The following is a 17,656-nucleotide window of genomic DNA, read 5'->3' as shown; positions in this document are numbered from 1 at the left end:
GGGCTGTTCTCCTTGACCAGTGGTACTGGTGGATTCGTGGGTGATGGGTACGGGCGCCGACGGACGGTGCCCGGAGTGTTCAGGTGGCGGGTGCCGCGGTCGGATCCACGAGGATCTCGCCGCTGCTCTCGTCGATGCGCACGGGGAAGACCCGCACGGGGAGGACCGCCGGAAGCTGCAGAGGACGGCCTGTGACCAGGTCGAACTGGCTGCCGTGCTTCCAGCACTCGATGGTGCATCCCTCGACGTCGCCATCGCTCAGCGCGATCTCGTCGTGCGAGCAGATGTCCTCGAGGGCGTGGACGCCGCCGTCCTCGGCGCGCACCACGGCGATCTCGACGCCGCCGGCGACGACGTCGATCGCCTCGCCGGGGGCGAGGGAGTCCAGGGTGGCGACGGGGACGAAGGCGTCCGACATCAGTTCATGCTCCGGGCGAGCTCGGACTCGATGGACGCGGTCAGGTGCTCCCGGATCTCCGGGACGTCGATCCGCTGGATCAGCTCGGCGAAGAAGCCGCGCACGACCAGGCGACGGGCCTCGAGCTCGGGGATCCCGCGGGCGCGCAGGTAGAAGAGCTGCTCGTCGTCGAAGCGACCGGTGGCGGCGGCGTGGCCAGCCCCCTCGATCTCCCCGGTCTCGATCTCCAGGTTCGGCACCGAGTCGGCGCGTGCACCCTCGGTGAGGACCAGGTTGCGGTTGAGCTCATAGGTGTTGGTGCCCTCGGCCTCCTTGCGGATCAGCACGTCGCCGACCCACACGGAGCGTGCCTTCTTCCCCTGCAGCGCGCCCTTGTAGGCCACGTTGGAGGTGCAGTTCGGAGCCGCATGGTCCACGAACAGGCGGTGCTCGAGGAACTGGTCCTCGTCGGAGAAGTACAGCCCGATGTTCTCGAGCTCGCCGCCGGGGGCCGCGAACTCACCGATCGCGTTGACGCGCACGGCGCTGCCGCCGAGCGAGACCACGATGTGCTTGATCTTCGCGTCACGACCCACGCGGGCGTGGTGCGTGGAGATGTGCAGCGCGTCGTCATCCCAGTCCTGCAGGGTGATGACGGTCATCTGCGAGTTGTCGCCGACGACCATCTCCACGTTCTGCGCGTACTGCGCGGAACCGGTGTGGTTCAGCACGAAGGTCGCCGAGGACGACTCCTTCGTCTCGAGCACGATGTGGGCGTTGCCGCGGCGGTCTGCGCCGTTGCCGTGCACCAGGACCTGGAACGGGGTCTCCAGCGCCGCATTCTTCGGCGCGACCAGGTGGAGAGCCTGCTCGGTGCGTGCGGAGGCGACCGCCGTGGGGAGGTCCTCGGGCACCAGCACGGTGCCACGGGGCGCCTCGCCCGGGGCGAGGGTGGCGACGTCGGGCGCGCCCTCGGGGACGGTGACGTCGTAGGTGAGTGCCGGATCGCCCTCGCGGTCGTCGGTCGCGGCGTCCTCGAACAGCGGCGCGAACCGGCGCAGCGGGGTGAAGCGCCACTCCTCGATGTCGCTCTTCGGGCGGGGATGGTCTCCCAGCTCGAACGAGCGCCTGCGGGCACCGCGGTTCAGCGCGGCGCGGGCCGGGGAGCTCTCCCCCGGAAGGGCGAGCGCCTCGTCCTCGAGCTCGGGCGCAGCGGCGGTGTCCGCCCCGTCGAGCGCGGTCTGGGCGGCGACGGGTGCCGCGCCGGCGGCGTGGCCGACGTTCTCATTGGCCGTGGGGTCACCCACGGTCTCGGCACCCTTGAGGTCTGCGGTGGTCATCAACCGACTGCTCCTTCCATCTGCAGCTCGATCAGGCGGTTCAGTTCGAGGGCGTACTCCATGGGGAGCTCGCGCGCGATGGGCTCGATGAACCCGCGCACGATCATGGCCATCGCCTCGGTCTCCGTCATGCCGCGGCTCATCAGGTAGAAGAGCTGCTCCTCGGAGACCTTGGAGACGGTGGCCTCGTGGCCCATCTGGACGTCGTCGACGCGCACGTCGACGTAGGGGTAGGTGTCCGTGCGCGAGATCTGGTCCACCAGCAGCGCATCGCACAGCACGGTGGATGCCGAGTGCTCGGCACCGGGCATGACCTGGACCAGGCCGCGGTACGAGGTACGACCACCGCCGCGGGAGACCGACTTGGAGACGATCGAGCTCGTGGTGTGCGGAGCCATGTGGACCATCTTGGAGCCGGTGTCCTGCTGCTGGCCCTCGCCGGCGAAGGCGATGGACAGGGTCTCGCCGCGGGCGTGCTCGCCCATCAGCCAGACGGCGGGGTACTTCATGGTGACCTTCGAGCCGATGTTGCCGTCGACCCACTCCATGGAGCCGCCCTGCTCGACCGTGGTGCGCTTGGTGACCAGGTTGTACACGTTGTTCGACCAGTTCTGGATGGTCGTGTAGCGGACCTTGGCGTCCTTCTTCACGACGATCTCGACGACGGCCGAGTGCAGCGAGTCCGACTTGTAGATCGGCGCCGTGCAGCCCTCGACGTAGTGCACCGAGGAGCCCTCGTCGGCGATGATCAGGGTGCGCTCGAACTGGCCCATGTTCTCGGTGTTGATCCGGAAGTAGGCCTGCAGCGGGATCTCCACGTGAACGCCCTTGGGGACGTACACGAAGGAGCCGCCGGACCAGACCGCCGTGTTCAGTGCGGAGAAGGTGTTGTCCCCCGAGGGGATGACGGTGCCGAAGTACTCCTTGAACAGCTCCGGGTACTCCTTGAGCGCGGAGTCGGTGTCCAGGAAGACGACGCCCTGCTCCTCCAGGTCCTCGCGGATCTGGTGGTAGACGACCTCGGACTCGTACTGGGCGGCGACACCGGCGACGAGACGCTGCTTCTCGGCCTCGGGGATGCCGAGGCGGTCGTAGGTCTCCTTGATGTCCGCGGGCAGGTCCTCCCAGGAGGTGGCCTGCTTCTCGGTGGAGCGCACGAAGTACTTGATGTGGTCGAACGCGATGCCGGACAGATCCGGGCCCCAGGTGGGCAGCGGCTTCTTGTAGAAGAGCTTGAGGGCCTTGAGGCGGCGCTCGAGCATCCACTCCGGCTCGTCCTTGCGGGCGGAGATGTCGCGCACGACCTCTTCGCTCAGGCCTCGGCGAGCGCTGGCGCCGGCTGAGTCCTCGTCGTGCCATCCGTAGGCGTACTGGCCCACGGAGTCGATGATCTCGTCCTGTGTCAGCTTTTCTGGTGCTGTCGTCATGGTGTCCTTCCCTCGGTGAGCGGAATGTGGGTCGTGCAGGCATGGGCGCCCTGCGCCAGGGTGGCGAGGCGCTGGACCGGGGCTCCGACGATGCGGGAGATGACGCGGGTCTCGGCCTCGCACAGCTCGGGATGATCTGTGGCGACGTCGAGGACCGGGCAGCGTCCGTGGCACAGCTGCGCCGTCACGAGCGTACGGGGGATGGATCCCGATCGCGTGCTCGGAGTGGGCAGCGGGACGTGCAGCGGACGCACCGTGGTGGCGTACCCACGAGATGTGAGCAGCTCAGCGAGCAGCTCGACCTTGCGGACGAGGGTCACCGTCTCCCCCGCCGCCTCGCGGCCGGCGACCACCTGGGCGAGCTTCCCCTCCCAGTCGGCGACCCGTCGGTCGGCGAGGCGGCTCACCGCCTCGTCACCTCCGAGCCGGGCGAGCTCGGCGACAGCCATCGCCGCGAGCTCGTCGTACCCGCCCGTGTAGCCCTCGTGGGCGAACTTCGTGAGCACGAAGGCCTTGCTCGGGCGGCCGCGTCCGCGGTGCGCGACCGGCATGTCGTGCTCGGCGATGACCTCGTCGGCCTCGAGGGCCGCGAGGTGGCGACGCACGGCCGCGCTCGTGAGACCGAAGCGCTCCGCCAGCTGGCGGGCGGTGATCGGTCCGTGCGCAGAGATCGCCTCGACGAGTCGGTCCCGCGTGGCATGCGGGCCGGCCGGATCCAGATCCGAGACTGTCATCGGTGCATCACCCTCTCCCATCGACCTGAATTCATTTTACAACAGATGGCTTGCCAAATACCGGTCGAGGTGGTGTGCCGCACGGCACCAAGGGTCCCCTAACCTGCGAAATCACCCCGGGACCGGCCTGTCCGCCCGCTCACTCCGCCGCACTTCCGGTCCACGTCGACCCACCCAGGTCGACCACCTCTTCCATTTGCTATCACTTTCAACTACTCTCGGATCATCCAGGACACATGCTCCTCGGGAGCGAGGAAGGAATCTTATGACCACGCAGGACAGCACCACCGACCGCGAGGACACCGCCGCGAAAGGCTCCGCAGGCCACTCCGCGGAGCACTCGACCGAGGGGTCCTACGTGCACAAGGGGAAGCCCTTCGACCGCGACATGTCCTACATCTCCGACCGGATCACGCGGGACGGCAGCGACGGCTGGGCGGTCGAGCCCGGCCGCTACCGCCTCATCGCGGCCCGCGCGTGCCCCTGGGCGAACCGGACCCTGATCTCCCGCCGCCTGCTCGGCCTCGAGGAGGCCCTCTCGGTCGGGATGCCCGGCCCCACCCATGACAAGCGCTCCTGGACCTTCGATCTCGACGAGGGCGGGGTCGACCCCGTGCTCGGCTACGAACGCCTCCAGCAGGCCTACTTCGCCCGCTTCCCCGACTACCCGCGCGGCATCACCGTCCCGGCCCTCGTCGACATCCCCTCGAAGGCCGTCGTCACCAACGACTTCCAGCGCATCACCCTGGACTTCGCGACGCAGTGGGCGGGTCTGCACCGGGAGGGCGCCCCCGACCTCTACCCCGAGGCGCAGCGCGAGGAGATCGACTCGCTCAACTCGTGGATGCTCCACCGGGTGAACAACGGGGTCTACAAGGTCGGTTTCGCCGGCAGCCAGGAGGACTACGAGAGGGAGTTCGGCGAGCTCTGGTCCGCCCTCGACGAGCTCGAGGAGCGGCTCTCCCGCAGCCGGTATCTGATGGGTCCCTCGATCACCGAGGCCGATGTGCGCCTCTTCCCCACCCTGATCCGCTTCGACGCCGTCTATCACGGTCACTTCAAGGCGAACCGGCAGACGCTCGCATCGATGCCGAATCTCTGGAACTACACCAAGGACCTGTTCCAGACCCCCGGCTTCGGCGACACCGTCGACTTCCAGCAGATCAAGGAGCACTACTACGTGGTGCACATCGACATCAACCCCACCCAGGTGGTGCCGCTGGGCCCGGACCTGGCGCCCCTGCTGGATGCGCACGACCGTGACCGCTTCCCCACGAACACCTGGGGAGATGGGGGCACCGCTCCCCTGGCCCCGCTCGCGGCCGAGGTCGTGGACCCCTCCCACACCCCGCTGCACGTCGTCGGTCGCTGAACCCAGCCGGTGCTGAGCGGTCGCCCATCTCGCACCGCTCACGCCAGCCACGCCACGCGCCCCACCACCGGTCCCGGTGGTGGGGCGCCGTGCTGTCCGGCGGGCGCGGCGCGACACCCAGGAGGTCGCGCCTACGATGGGGTCGCCATGACAGACGACATCACCGCTCCTGCGAGCACTCCCCCGGCGGCGCTGCGCATCGAGGACCTCACGCACTCCTACGGTCCGGTCCGCGCCCTCGACGGCCTCACGCTCACTGCGCTCCGCGGTCAGGTGACCGCGCTGCTGGGCCCCAACGGGGCGGGCAAGACCACCGCCGTCTCCTGCGCGACCGGGCTGCTGCGGGCGAGCGGCGGCGCCGTGGAGGTGCTCGGACGGGACCCGTGGAACGCCGGTCCCGAGCACCGGGCGCGGGTCGGCGTGATGATCCAGGACGGCGGCCTGGCCTCCGGCTCCCGGGCGATGCAGCTGCTGCGCTACGGCGCGAGCCTGCATGCGGACCCGCTCGACGTGGACCAGGTCGCCGAGCACCTCGGCATCGACGACTTCGCCGGCACCCTCGTGCGTCGCCTCTCCGGCGGTCAGCGTCAGCGCCTGGCGCTCGCGCTCGCCATCGTGGGGCGCCCCGAGCTGATCTTCCTGGACGAGCCGACGGCCGGGATGGACCCCGCCATCCGGCGGCGGGTACGCCACCTCATCCGCTCCCTCGCGGACACCGGCAGCGCCGTGGTGCTGACCACGCACATGATGGACGACGTGGTCGGCCTCGCCGATGCGGTGTGCGTCATCGCCGGCGGCCGCACGGTCGCCTCCGGCTCGGTCCAGGACGTCATCACCGCTCATCGTGAGCATGAGGGAGTCGTCTCCGTGAGGGCGGTCGCCCACGGCGTGGATCCTGCCGCCGTCCCCGCCCTGGAAGCGGACCTGGCCGCTGCGGCCGCTCGCCACGGGGCCCGCCTCGAGATCACCGGCGCCGGCGCCGCGGACCTCGAAGCGGTGCTGCTGGACCTCATGGCCCCGCAGCGTGCCGCCGAGCCGGGCCAGGACGCCCTCGCACAGGTCCAGGACGCCGCCGAGCAGGAAGGAACGTTGCGATGAGCACGACCTCGCCCGAGCAGGGAGCCGCCGCGCCCGCTCCCGCCGATCCGGCCCGTCCCACCGCCCGCCGACCGGCGCCGGCCCCCGCCCCGCGGATCCGCCGCATCCTCGCCCACACCGCCCTCGAGGCCCGCATCCTGCTCTCCAACGGCGAGCAGCTGCTCGTGGCGATCGCGCTGCCCGCCATGGTGCTGATCGGACTTCGGCTGCTGCCGATCGGCCGCCTCGAGGGGGCACAGCCCATCGAGACCGCGCTCGCCGCGACCCTGGGCACCGCGCTGATCTCGACGTCCTTCACCTCCCAGGCGATCCAGACCGGCTTCGACCGTCGCAACGGGGTGCTGCGCTGGGTGGCGACCACTCCGCTGGGGCGCGACGGCTATCTGGCGGGCAAGATCCTCGCCACGCTGCTGGTGCACGTCGTCCAGGTGCTCGTGCTGGGTCTGCTGGCGGTGATCCTGGGGTGGCGACCGAATCTCCTCGAGCTGCTCGCCGTGGTCCCGGTGTGGCTCATGGGCACCATCGCCTTCGGATCGCTCGGGCTGCTGGTCGCCGGGCTCCTGCGCACCGAAGCCGTGCTCGCCGTCTCCAACCTCGTGTTCGTGATCCTGGTCGCCGCCGGCGGCATCGCCTTCCCCACCTCGAGCTATCCGCGGCTGCTGCACGGCCTGGTCGATCTGCTGCCCTCCGGGGCGCTCGGCGAGCTCCTGCGAGCCTGCCTCGCCGGCGGCGACGTCACCGGCGGATCGATCATCGTGCTCGTGCTCTGGGCCGCCGGGGGCAGCCTCGCGGTGGCGCGATGGTTCCGCTGGACCTCGGTCTGAGAGCCGCACGACCACCGCGGGGAGCGCGCGGCGTGCCGTCGATGACGCCTCCGCGCCCCGGCATGCGGACGTTCCTCCGCCCACAGATGTGAAAGGGATCGCCGCGATCACCGGAACCCCAGGCGAAGTTCCTACACTCGGAGCCATGAACGATTCTCCGTCCGTCGCCGACGAGCAGACGGCCCCCTCCCCCCGGATAGAGCGCGTCGGGCGGATGTCGCTGTCCGGAGAACGCACCCTCGGGCTCTCAGCCACCGCCCGCGCGCGGATCGCGGCAGTCGTGTTCTGGGGGAACCTCATCTGCCAGATCGGGATCATCGTCTCCGGCGGCGTGGTGCGGCTGACCAGCAGCGGGCTGGGCTGCTCGACCTGGCCGAACTGCGAGCCCGGCCAGTTCACCCCCGAGCTCACGATGGAATCAGGGATCCATCCCTTCATCGAGTTCGGCAACCGCACGCTCACCGGGGTGCTCGGCATCTTCGCCGCGGCGCTGCTGCTGATCGCCCTGCTGTGGCTGCGGCACAAGGGTCGCGGCATGCGGTGGCTCGCCCTCACCCCGCTGGCCGGGACGGCGCTGCAGGCGATCGTCGGCATGGTGGTCGTCAAGGCGGACCTCCACCCGGGCGTCGTCAGCCCCCACTTCCTCATCTCCCCCGTCCTCGTGGCCCTGTCCACGCTGCTCCTGTACCGGCTGTACGACGGCGATGCCCCGCGCAGGCGCTCCGTCGTGCCGACCGCGATGCACTGGATGAGCTGGGCGCTGGGCGTCATCGGCTTCGCGATCCTCGTGCTCGGCACCCTGGTCACCGGCACCGGGCCGCACTCGGGCGACGACGTCCATCCCGAGCGGCTCCCCTTCGATCCCCGCACGATCTCGTGGCTGCACGCCGACGCCGTGATGCTGTTCTGCGGCCTCCTCGTCGGTCTGCTCATCGCCCTGCACCTGATCGGTGCCCAGCGCCCCGCCCGACGGGCCGCCTGGGGGCTGGTCGGCGTCACCGCGATCCAGGCCCTGATCGGCTACACGCAGTACTTCACGGGCCTGCCCGAGCTGCTCGTCGGCTTCCACATGCTCGGTGCCGGCCTGTTCGCCGCCGGCATCGCCTGGGTTGCCGTCTCCCTGTACACCTGGGACTCCCCCAGCCCTGACCTCCACGGCTCGGTGCCCGCCGAGGCCACCGCCGGAACCGACACGACCACTGCTCCTGGGAGGAGCGCACGATGATCCTGGGACGACGCCGCCGCGCCGCGGAACCCGACCTGCCCACCCTCGACCAGGCCCGCCCCGCCGGCGATTTCGTCGCCTCGGTGCTCTCGCACCTGCGGGAGGTGGTCGACGTCGGCTGGAACCTCCTGGAGGTCGACGCCGAGGCCCATCGCCTGATCCGCGAGGCCGGGGCGACGAGCTGCTACATCGACTACCACCCGGTGTTCGGGGCGTCGCCGTTCGGCTACGTCATCTGCACCTCGGTCAACGAGGGCGTGCTGCACGGCCGCCCCCACGATCGTGTGCTCGCCGACGGCGACCTGCTCTCCCTCGACTTCGCGGTCGAGGTCGAGGGATGGGTCGCCGATTCCTGCCTCTCGATCACCGTGGGCACCCCCCGCTCCGAGGACCAGCAGCTGATCCGCGACACCGAGCAGGTGATGTGGGCCGGGATCGACCAGGTGCGGGCCGGGGCCACGGTGGGCGACATCGGGCACGCGGTGATGAACCAGGCGCATTCCCTGGGGTACCTGATCAACGACCGCTTCGGCGGGCACGGCGTGGGCCGGACCATGCACGAGGCACCGTTCGTCCCGAACCACGGCACCCCCGGCGGCGGCGCCGAGCTCGTGGCCGGTCAGCTCATCACGGTCGAGCCCTTCCTGATCCCCACCACCGCCGATCTGGTCGTGGATGAGACCGACGGCTGGACGCAGCTGGCCGTCGACGGCTCGCGCGGTGCGCATGCCGAGCACACGCTGCAGGTGACCGACGGCGACCCGATCATCCTCACCGCACGGTCCGACGATCCCTCGCCGCGGAGCTCCCAGGTCTGAGGCCCTACTGCAGGATCGCGTCGATGGCCCGGGAGATCCCGGCCGCGTCCAGCCCCTGATCGGCCAGGATCGCGCCGCGCTTGGCCTGCGGGATGAACTCCTGGGCCACGCCGAGGGTCCGCACCGGGGGCGTCGGAGCGCTCACCGTGGCTCGTTCCCCGAGGGCCTGGGCGATCGCCGTCCCGATGCCTCGCGACCCGACGCCGTCCTCGAGCGTCACGACCGCCCGCGCCCGGGCGGCGAGGTCCAGCAGCGGCGGCGCGATCGGCAGCGCGCGCACAGGATCCAGCACCACGATGTTGCGTGAGCCGTCGTCAACGCGGGCGGCCTCCACGGCCCGATCGGCCAGAGCACCGATGCTGAGGACCAGGACGTCGATCGGAGCTTCGACGTCCCCGGCGAGGACGTCCCCGGCGGGAACGGCGACGAGGGCCGGGACCTCGGGCGGGCAGGCGCCCTTGGGATAGCGCACCAGCGAGGGGCCCTCGACGGCCACGGCTGAGGCGACCGCCGCATCCAGACGGGCGGCGTCGCGGGGGGCCCACACCTGCAGCCCAGGGATCTGCGCCGCCACGGAGAGATCCCAGATGCCGTGATGGCTGGGTCCGTCGTCACCGGTCACGCCAGCGCGATCCAGGGTGATCGTGACGTCCTCCCCATGGAGGGCGACATCCAGCAGCAGCTGATCGAAGGCGCGGTTCAGGAAGGTCGCATACAGGCCGACGATGGGCTTCGCCCCGCCCCGGGAGAGGCCGGAGGCCGTGTCCAGCGCGAGCTGCTCCGCGATGCCGACGTCGATCACGCGCGAGGGCATCTCGCGCTGCAGCGGAGTCAGTCCCACCGGGTCGACCATCGCCGCGCTGAGGGCGACCACCCGGTCATCGGCGCGAGCCGCGTCGAGGATCGCAGCGCCGACGCGGGCGGTCCACGTCTCCGCAGTCTCCGCGCGCACGGGAGCATCACCGGGCAGCACGACATCCGGCTCACGGGCCGGTTCCAGCTCGAACGGACCGGTCGCGTGCCAATGGTCGGTCGCATCGTCCTCGGCGCGGGCGAAGCCCGCTCCCTTGCGCGTCACCACGTGCAGCAGGACCCCGGACCGGGACGGGTCCTCAGCGGCCTCGCGGGCGAGCTCGAGGGCCTGCGCCAGGGCCACGTGGTCATGGCCGTCGACCGGGCCGAGGTAGGTCAGGCCGAGAGAGGTGAACACCTCGGCGCCCGCGGTGACGACGCCCTCGCGCAGCTCCTCCAGATGGTGGGCGAGACCGCCGACGGTCGGGGCATAGGAGCGCGTGTTGTCGTTGAGCACCACGATGGTGCGGGAACCGGTGTCGGAGGCGAGAACGTTGAGCGCTTCGAGGCCGACACCGCCGGTCAGAGCGCCGTCACCGATCACGGCGACGGAGACACCCTCCTCGCCGGCGAGGCGGTGCGCCCGGTCGATGCCGTGGGCCCAGGCGATGGAGCCCGAGGCATGGGAGTTCTCGACCACGTCGTGCGCGGATTCCCCGCGGTCTGGATAGCCGGACACTCCCCCGGCGGTGCGGAGCCCGGGGAGGTCGGCGCGCCCGGTGAGCATCTTGTGGACGTAGGCCTGGTGGCCGGTGTCGAAGACGATCGCCTCGTGCGGGGAACGGATCTCGCGATGCAGGGCGATGGTCAGCTCGACGACGCCGAGGTTCGGTCCCAGATGGCCTCCGCTGCGCGAGGTGATCTCGACCAGCCGTCGCCTCAGGGTGCGGGCGAGACCCGGCAGGGCCGTGGCCGGCAGGGCGCGCAGGTCCGCGGGGGTCGCCGGGATCTCCACGGCGCGAGGGCCGCCCATCTCCGCAGAGGGGAGCACAGAGGCTTCCTGCACGGGATGCTCTCGGGTCGTCGACACGGGCGATCCTCCATCGGCCTGGGGACGGGACTCGACCAGGGTACGTCGTTCTGACCAGTGCTGACGGGCGGCATGGTCACATCTGTGCACATCTTCACCGGGGATTCACGGGCCGGGTCGACGGTGTGCATCACGGTGCACAGCCGTCGCGCAATCGTGCATTCCGTGGCCTCCCGGGCGGCCTCGCCGGCCGACGGACGCACGGCACAGGACGGACGCTCGACACAGCACGGATCATCCCCTGTCGCCGTCGCCTCTCTCAACGCCGCTGCAGGATCACGGCCCCGTACTCCCTCGTCGTCACGAGCAGCATGTCCTCACCGAGGGCACTGATGTCGTGGACGTGGGCGTCGTCCATCGAGGTGGCCAGCTCGTCGAAGCGCTCCCCGGTTCGGGCATCGACCATGTACTCCCGATCGGTGCCCTGAAGGAAGACCTTCCCGTCGACGGCGACGGCCGAATGCAGCCAGAGCGGCTCGGGCTCCTCATCCGTCTCGTCGATCGTCCACAGCTCCTCCCCGGTGGCCGCGTCGAGGGCCGTGACCACGTGCGGTGCGGTGTGCACGAGAACGACATCGCCGAGGACCCGCAGGTACCGGTCGTCGCTGCTCCCGGAGAAGTCACCCCCGACGTCGGCGGCCGGGGCTTCCCAGAGCTGCTCCCCCTGGGCGTCGAGCATCCTCAGGGTCACGGCAGACGATCCGTGCTCCGGGTCCTTCGCGGAGGGCTCGAACTCTCCGAGCTCGGCCACCAGCACCCCCGAGGCCCCGGAGATCCCGCTGACACCGGAGACGACAGCGATCCGGTCCCCGGGGTCGCCGTACGACCACAGCGGTTCGCCGGTGTCCATGCTGAACGCCTCGATCGGCACCTGGTCGGACGGGAAGTCGGCGCCCGACCGCCCCAGGGAGAAGGCGTCGCCGGAACCGCCGACGAAGGGGGACGTGTACGTGAGGAAGAACCCTCCCTGCAGGGTCACGAGAGGCTGGGGGCGGGACCGGTCCATGCCGTCGTCGCCGGTCTCGTCGTCCAGCGCCGGCAAGGTGCGGCTGAAGCCCTGCTTGAACCCAGGCACGGTGACCTGTTGGATGGCCCGTTCGCCGACCTCCTGGTCCTCGTCGTCGCCCATCGGATTCCAGCTCTCGGTGCCGACCACCAAGGCGGCGTCGGTGCTGCCCGCGCCATAGCCGGGGAATCCTTCGAACCGCTGACACCCCTGTCTCGCACCGGTTCTCGCGTCGAGGCTGAGCAGGTCCGTCCACCGGTCCCCCTCGAAGAAGCCGCCCCGTACGATCCGGTTGGCGAGGATCAGGTGGTCACCGTGCTCGTACACCGCCGTATCGCGGCCCCCGTCCAGGTCCCAGTTCCACGCGGGGACTCCGGTGGAGGGATCGATCGCCGCGATCCGATGCAGGCCCTCTTCCCCGCGACTGTCCACCCGGATCAGCCCGCCCTGTGCGTCTGCGTCGACCTCGACGCTCCGGCCCTCCTCCGACGAGATCCGGGCATCGCCGGGGATCTCCCTCACGGGTTCGTACCCGAGCTGCCGAGCCAGTTCCTCGACGTGGGCGCGATGCTCGTCCAGGTCGAGCTCATCGTCGGGCTGGTGCGTGGCCTCGCCCCAGCTCGAGCTCAGGGAGCCGGCGTTGTGCGGGTCCCCCTGGGACAGTCCGCGGCCGCAGTCGATACCGGTGGAGTCCCATGCCCGCGCAGCCCATTCGGGACGTGCGGCACCGAGGATCAGGCCTGCCACCATGAGCGCACCTGCCGCGCCGACTGCCCACGGCGCCCAAGGCCGCCGGGGAGTTGTCGGCGCAGCCGAGTCCCCCGGCGTCTCGTCAGCAGCGCCCGTGCCATCGCTGTTCCCTGTCATCGGGCGCCATCGTAGCGTCCGGAGGGGCGTCGCTGAGGGGTCTCGCTGCCATCAGCCGATCAGCCGACCGGCTGCATCTGCCTCTCAGCGCCCTCTCGCCGACCATCCCCGTGAACAGCAGATCGCCCCACCCAGCAACGCTGAGTGGGGCGATCTTCTCGACGTCTCCGACGTCCCAGCAGGTGATCGTGCCGGCGTCGGAGCCCGTCCCTACCGGGGCGTTCTCACTTGCTGACGAGCTGGCGCAGCACGTACTGCAGGATCCCGCCGTTGCGGAAGTACTCCGCCTCACCGGGGGTGTCGATGCGCAGGACCGCGTCGAACTCCACCGTGGTGCCGTCCTCCTTCGAGGCGACGACCGAGACCGTCTTCGGGGTGGTGCCCTCGTTCAGGGCGGTCACGCCCGTCACGGAGAAGGTCTCGGTGCCGGTCAGGCCCAGCGATGCGGCGGACTCGCCGGCGGGGTACTGCAGGGGCAGCACGCCCATGCCGATGAGGTTCGAGCGGTGGATGCGCTCGTAGCTCTCGGCGATGACGACCTGGACGCCGAGGAGCTTGGTGCCCTTGGCCGCCCAGTCGCGCGAGGAGCCGGTGCCGTACTCCTTGCCGGCCAGGACGACCAGCGGGATGTCCTGCTCCGCGTAGGCCTGGGCCGCGTCGTAGATGAACTCCTGCTCGCCGGTCAGCAGGTTCTTCGTGTACCCGCCCTCGACGCCGTCGAGCAGCTCGTTCTTGATGCGGATGTTCGCGAAGGTGCCACGGATCATGATCTCGTGGTTGCCGCGCCGCGAGCCGTAGGAGTTGAAGTCCTTGCGGGCCACTCCGTGCTCCTGCAGGTAGCGACCGGCCGGGGAGTCCAGCTTGATCGCACCGGCGGGCGAGATGTGGTCGGTCGTGGTCGAGTCGCCGACCTTGACCAGCACGCGCGCACCCTCGATGTCGCTGACGGGCTCCGGGGTCAGGCCCATGCCCTCGAAGTACGGGGGCTTGCGCACATAGGTGGACTCGCCGTCCCAGGCGAAGGTGGCGCCTTCGGGGGTGTCGAGCCCCCTCCAGCGCTCGTCGCCGGTGAAGACGTCCTGGTAGTCCTCGGTGAACATCTCCTGGGAGATGGACTCGGCGATGACCTTCTCGACCTCGGTGGGGCTGGGCCACAGGTCGCGGAGGTAGACCTCGTTGCCGTCCTTGTCGGTGCCCAGGGAATCGTTCTCGAAGTCGAAGTCCATGGTGCCGGCGAGGGCGTAGGCGATGACCAGCGGCGGGGACGCCAGGTAGTTCATCTTCACGTCGGGGTTGATGCGGCCCTCGAAGTTGCGGTTGCCCGAGAGCACCGCGGTGACGGCCAGATCCTTCTCGGCGATCGCGTCCGAGACCTCCTGGTCCAGGGGGCCGGAGTTGCCGATGCAGGTGGTGCAGCCGTAGCCGACCAGGTGGAAGCCGAGCTCCTCCAGGGCGGGCCACAGGCCGGCCTTGGTGTAGTAGTTCGTGACGACCTGGGACCCCGGCGCCATGGAGGTCTTGACCCACGGCTTCGAGGTGAGCCCGCGATCGGCGGCGTTGCGGGCCAGCAGGCCGGCCGCCATCATCACCGACGGGTTCGAGGTGTTGGTGCAGGACGTGATCGAGGCGATCGACACGATGCCGTGGTCGATCGAGTAGTCCGTGCCGGCGACCTGGACCGGGTTGGAGGCCCGACCGGTGACATGCTGGTGCGTCGGAGCCTTGCCTCCGGACTCGTTGTCCGAGTCGGGGGTGGCCGGATCGGACGCGGGGAACGACCCGTCGCCGTTCGCGACCGTCGGGTGCCCGGTGGCGTAGGACGGCAGGACCTCGCGGAAGGACTCCTTGGCCTCGGTGAGCACGATGCGGTCCTGGGGACGCTTCGGGCCGGCGATCGAGGGCACCACGGTGGACAGATCCAGCTCGAGGTACTCCGAGTACACGGCCTCCGTGGAGGGGTCGTGCCACAGGCCCTGACGCTTGGCGTAGTCCTCGACCAGGGCGAGCTGCTCCTCGGAGCGGCCGGTCAGGCGCATGTAGTCGACGGTCACGTCGTCGATCGGGAATATCGCGCAGGTGGAGCCGAATTCGGGGCTCATGTTGCCGATGGTGGCGCGGTTGGCCAGCGGGACCTGGGTGACGCCCTCGCCGTAGAACTCGACGAACTTGCCGACGACTCCGTGGTCGCGGAGCATCTCGGTGATCGTCAGCACCACGTCGGTGGCGGTCGCGGCTGGCGGGATCTCGCCGGTCAGCTTGAAGCCGACCACGCGCGGGATGAGCATGGAGACGGGCTGTCCGAGCATCGCGGCCTCGGCCTCGATGCCGCCGACGCCCCAGCCGAGCACGCCCAGGCCGTTGACCATCGTGGTGTGGGAGTCGGTGCCGACGCAGGAGTCGGGGTAGGCGCGCAGGACCGGCGCCTCACCGTTCACGGAGACCTCACGGGTCATGACGGTGCGCGCCAGGTACTCGATGTTGACCTGGTGGACGATGCCGGTGCCCGGGGGGACCACCTTGAAGTCGTCGAAGGCGGTCTGGCCCCAGCGCAGGAACTGGTAGCGCTCACGGTTGCGCTCGTACTCGAGCTCCATGTTCTTCTCGAGCGCGTCGAGCCGCCCGGCGACGTCGATCATGACGGAGTGATCGATGACCATCTCGGCGGGGGCGAGGGGGTTGATCTTCTCGGGGTCGCCGCCCAGATCGCGCATGGCCTCGCGCATGGTGGCGAGGTCGACCACGCAGGGGACACCGGTGAAGTCCTGCATGATCACGCGGCCCGGGGTGAACTGGATCTCGGTCGACGGATCCGCGGCAGGATCCCAGCTCGCCAGCGCCCGCACGTGGTCGGCGGTGATGTTGGCACCGTCCTCGGTGCGCAGCAGGTTCTCGAGCAGGATCTTGAGGCTGTACGGAAGCTTGTCGGCGCCCTCGACGGCGTCGAGCGCGAAGATCTCGTAGTCGGTCCCACCGACAGTGAGATCCTGCTTCGCAGAGAATGAGTTGGCGGTGCTCATGGGGTGAACTCCTTGGGTTGGGGCGACCCCTCCATCGTAGGCTCGTCCGCCGCTGCGGACAGCCCGACGCGGCGACCGTCGCGAGGACGGGCGGGGTGCGGGGTGATCAGAGGTCTCCGGGGGACGTCTTCCCGGGGTCGCCCGGGAGGTATCTTGAAGTCAAGATAAGTCTACCACGGCGCGATGTCCCTCCCGGACGACCCGCCCACCGCGATCGGTCGTCCCTCAGGCGCGCTCGAGCACCGTCACGGACTCGACGTGGTGCGTATGCGGGAACAGATCGAAGGCCCGCAGGTCCACGATCTTCCAGCCGGCCTTCTCCGCGAGGGCCAGGTCGCGCGCGAGGGTCGAGGGCTCGCAGGACACGTAGACGATGCGCTGGCGCACGCTCTTGGCGAGCAGTCCGATGAGCTCCGCGCCGGCGCCGCTGCGCGGCGGATCGAGCACGACGACGTCGACGCCGCCGCGCCGGGCGCGCACCCAGTCGACGACGTCGGCCGTGGCGGTGGAGACCTGCGGCAGGTCCTCGAGGTTCTCGGCGGCGAGCTGCGAGGCTCGCCGGTTGCCCTCGACGGTGATCACGGTGCCCTCGTGCCCGACCTGCTGGGCCGCGGTGGCCGCGAAGAGGCCGACCCCGCCGTAGAGGTCCCAGGCGCTGCCGCCGTGCGGCGCCTTCAACGTGCGCTCGACGACCTCGCTGAGCAGCTCGGCGGCGCGACGGTGCCCCTGCCAGAACCCGGTGGCGCTGACGCTGAACAGGCGCTCGCCGACGCGCTCGTGCACCAGGCCGTCACCGCGCAGGGGGACCAGGCCGCGACCGGTGCGCACGGAGACGTCCGCGTCCCCCCAGGACTCGGGGATGACGACGGAGGCCGGATCCAGATCACGACCGATCAGCACCACCGAGGCGGGGCCGGCGGAGGGTGCGACGGCGTCGATCGCCTCGGTCCCCTCGGGGGCCGTCCACTCCCCCAGCCGCAGGTCCCGGATCTCGGGGGACGCCAGAGGGTTCTCCCCGGCATCGCGGACGTCGTGGGAGCGCCATCCGCGCATCCCCACCCGGCCCTCGTCGTCCACGGCGAAGCGCACCCGCGTGCGTGATCCGAGGCCGTCGAGGTCGTGGGGCGCGGGCTCGACCTGCACCTGCTCGATCGGATAGCTGGTCACACCGGCGCGCCGCAGCAGCTCCTGCATGACCTCGCTGGCGATGCGACGCTGGGCGGGCAGCGCGATGTGCGCCCATTCGGCGCCGCCGACGCCGTCCACCGAGGATTCCTCCCAGATGGTCGGGACGCGGTCCACGCCGGCCTCGAGCACGTCGATGGCCTCGGCGCGCCAGAAGCGGGCGTCGGCCTGCTTCTCGGGGTCGTCCAGGAGGCGGGCCGTGACGGTCTCCCCCGGGGCCGTCCCGCGCACGAACACCACGCGACCTTCGTGACGCGCCACGAAGGTGCCGCCCGCGGCAGGTGGCCCGATGGTCAGGGTGAGGAGCCGTCCGCCTGCAGTGGGGGTGCTCGACATCGGCTCGGCCTCCATGCTCATCGTCCGCTCCCTCTCCGTCCACGGGGCGGTCACGCCCTCGCGGACCACCGCTGCCCGGTCTCGTGATGTTCTCCGGCCGCGACCTGTGCCGGGCGGAGTCTCGTCGA

13 protein-coding genes are annotated in these 17,656 nt (G+C 70.3%); 5 read left to right on the top strand and 8 right to left on the bottom strand.

From position 1 onward, the window contains the following. Positions 1-79 precede the first annotated feature (79 nt). From ABD093_RS06450 to ABD093_RS06435, 4 genes are read right to left on the bottom strand one after another with little or no spacing between them, the layout of a single operon-like run. Entirely contained in the window at positions 80-418 is a 339-nt protein-coding gene (locus tag ABD093_RS06450; RefSeq protein WP_193117289.1) for a non-heme iron oxygenase ferredoxin subunit, read from the bottom strand. After that, complete coding sequence (gene sufD / locus ABD093_RS06445; RefSeq protein ID WP_193117290.1) at positions 418-1,737, bottom strand: Fe-S cluster assembly protein SufD; 1,320 nt, start codon at positions 1,735-1,737, stop codon at positions 418-420. Before sufD ends, ABD093_RS06450 begins: the two co-directional genes overlap by 1 nt. Further along, positions 1,737-3,164, bottom strand: coding sequence for a Fe-S cluster assembly protein SufB (sufB, locus tag ABD093_RS06440; RefSeq protein WP_193117291.1), 1,428 nt, complete (start codon positions 3,162-3,164; stop codon positions 1,737-1,739). Before sufB ends, sufD begins: the two co-directional genes overlap by 1 nt. Beyond that, positions 3,161-3,898 carry a helix-turn-helix transcriptional regulator gene (locus ABD093_RS06435; RefSeq protein ID WP_193117292.1) on the bottom strand — a complete coding sequence of 246 codons (738 nt, stop codon included), beginning with the start codon at positions 3,896-3,898 and terminating at the stop codon, positions 3,161-3,163. Before ABD093_RS06435 ends, sufB begins: the two co-directional genes overlap by 4 nt. A gap of 265 nt (positions 3,899-4,163) precedes the next feature. On the opposite strand from ABD093_RS06435, the gene ABD093_RS06430 reads away from it, so the two are divergent. The 5 genes from ABD093_RS06430 to map all read left to right on the top strand — a co-directional run bounded on the left by ABD093_RS06430 (position 4,164) and on the right by map (position 9,235). Further along, entirely contained in the window at positions 4,164-5,270 is a 1,107-nt protein-coding gene (locus ABD093_RS06430; RefSeq protein WP_343923220.1) for a glutathione S-transferase family protein, read from the top strand. Positions 5,271-5,417: 147 nt separating this feature from the next. Further along, on the top strand, positions 5,418-6,368 hold the full coding sequence (locus tag ABD093_RS06425; RefSeq protein ID WP_343923218.1) for an ABC transporter ATP-binding protein: 951 nt from the start codon (positions 5,418-5,420) through the stop codon (positions 6,366-6,368). Next, positions 6,365-7,192 (top strand): ABC transporter permease, encoded by an 828-nt coding sequence (locus ABD093_RS06420; protein WP_343923216.1) that lies wholly within the window; start codon positions 6,365-6,367, stop codon positions 7,190-7,192. Before ABD093_RS06425 ends, ABD093_RS06420 begins: the two co-directional genes overlap by 4 nt. A gap of 145 nt (positions 7,193-7,337) precedes the next feature. Next, positions 7,338-8,417 carry a COX15/CtaA family protein gene (locus ABD093_RS06415; protein WP_343923214.1) on the top strand — a complete coding sequence of 360 codons (1,080 nt, stop codon included), beginning with the start codon at positions 7,338-7,340 and terminating at the stop codon, positions 8,415-8,417. Beyond that, positions 8,414-9,235, top strand: coding sequence for a type I methionyl aminopeptidase (gene map, locus ABD093_RS06410; RefSeq protein ID WP_343923212.1), 822 nt, complete (start codon positions 8,414-8,416; stop codon positions 9,233-9,235). Before ABD093_RS06415 ends, map begins: the two co-directional genes overlap by 4 nt. Before the next feature lie 4 nt (positions 9,236-9,239). On the opposite strand, the gene ABD093_RS06405 is transcribed toward map, so the two are convergent. The 4 genes from ABD093_RS06405 to ABD093_RS06390 form a co-directional block, all read right to left on the bottom strand. After that, positions 9,240-11,117 (bottom strand): 1-deoxy-D-xylulose-5-phosphate synthase, encoded by a 1,878-nt coding sequence (locus tag ABD093_RS06405; RefSeq protein ID WP_343923210.1) that lies wholly within the window; start codon positions 11,115-11,117, stop codon positions 9,240-9,242. 259 nt (positions 11,118-11,376) lie between these two features. Further along, on the bottom strand, positions 11,377-12,873 hold the full coding sequence (locus ABD093_RS06400; protein WP_343923208.1) for an outer membrane protein assembly factor BamB family protein: 1,497 nt from the start codon (positions 12,871-12,873) through the stop codon (positions 11,377-11,379). A 341-nt stretch (positions 12,874-13,214) separates the two neighbouring features. Continuing rightward, the gene (gene acnA / locus ABD093_RS06395; RefSeq protein WP_343923206.1) at positions 13,215-16,007 is read right to left on the bottom strand and encodes an aconitate hydratase AcnA; all 2,793 of its coding nucleotides are present in this window, start codon (positions 16,005-16,007) and stop codon (positions 13,215-13,217) included. A gap of 225 nt (positions 16,008-16,232) precedes the next feature. Beyond that, positions 16,233-17,549, bottom strand: a complete 1,317-nt coding sequence (locus ABD093_RS06390; protein ID WP_343923204.1) for a class I SAM-dependent RNA methyltransferase — start codon at positions 17,547-17,549, stop codon at positions 16,233-16,235. Positions 17,550-17,656 lie beyond the last annotated feature (107 nt).

It is taken from the genome of Brachybacterium tyrofermentans (assembly GCF_039526165.1).
Lineage (GTDB): Bacteria > Actinomycetota > Actinomycetes > Actinomycetales > Dermabacteraceae > Brachybacterium > Brachybacterium tyrofermentans.
This window is presented reverse-complemented; position numbering and strand designations above follow the sequence as displayed.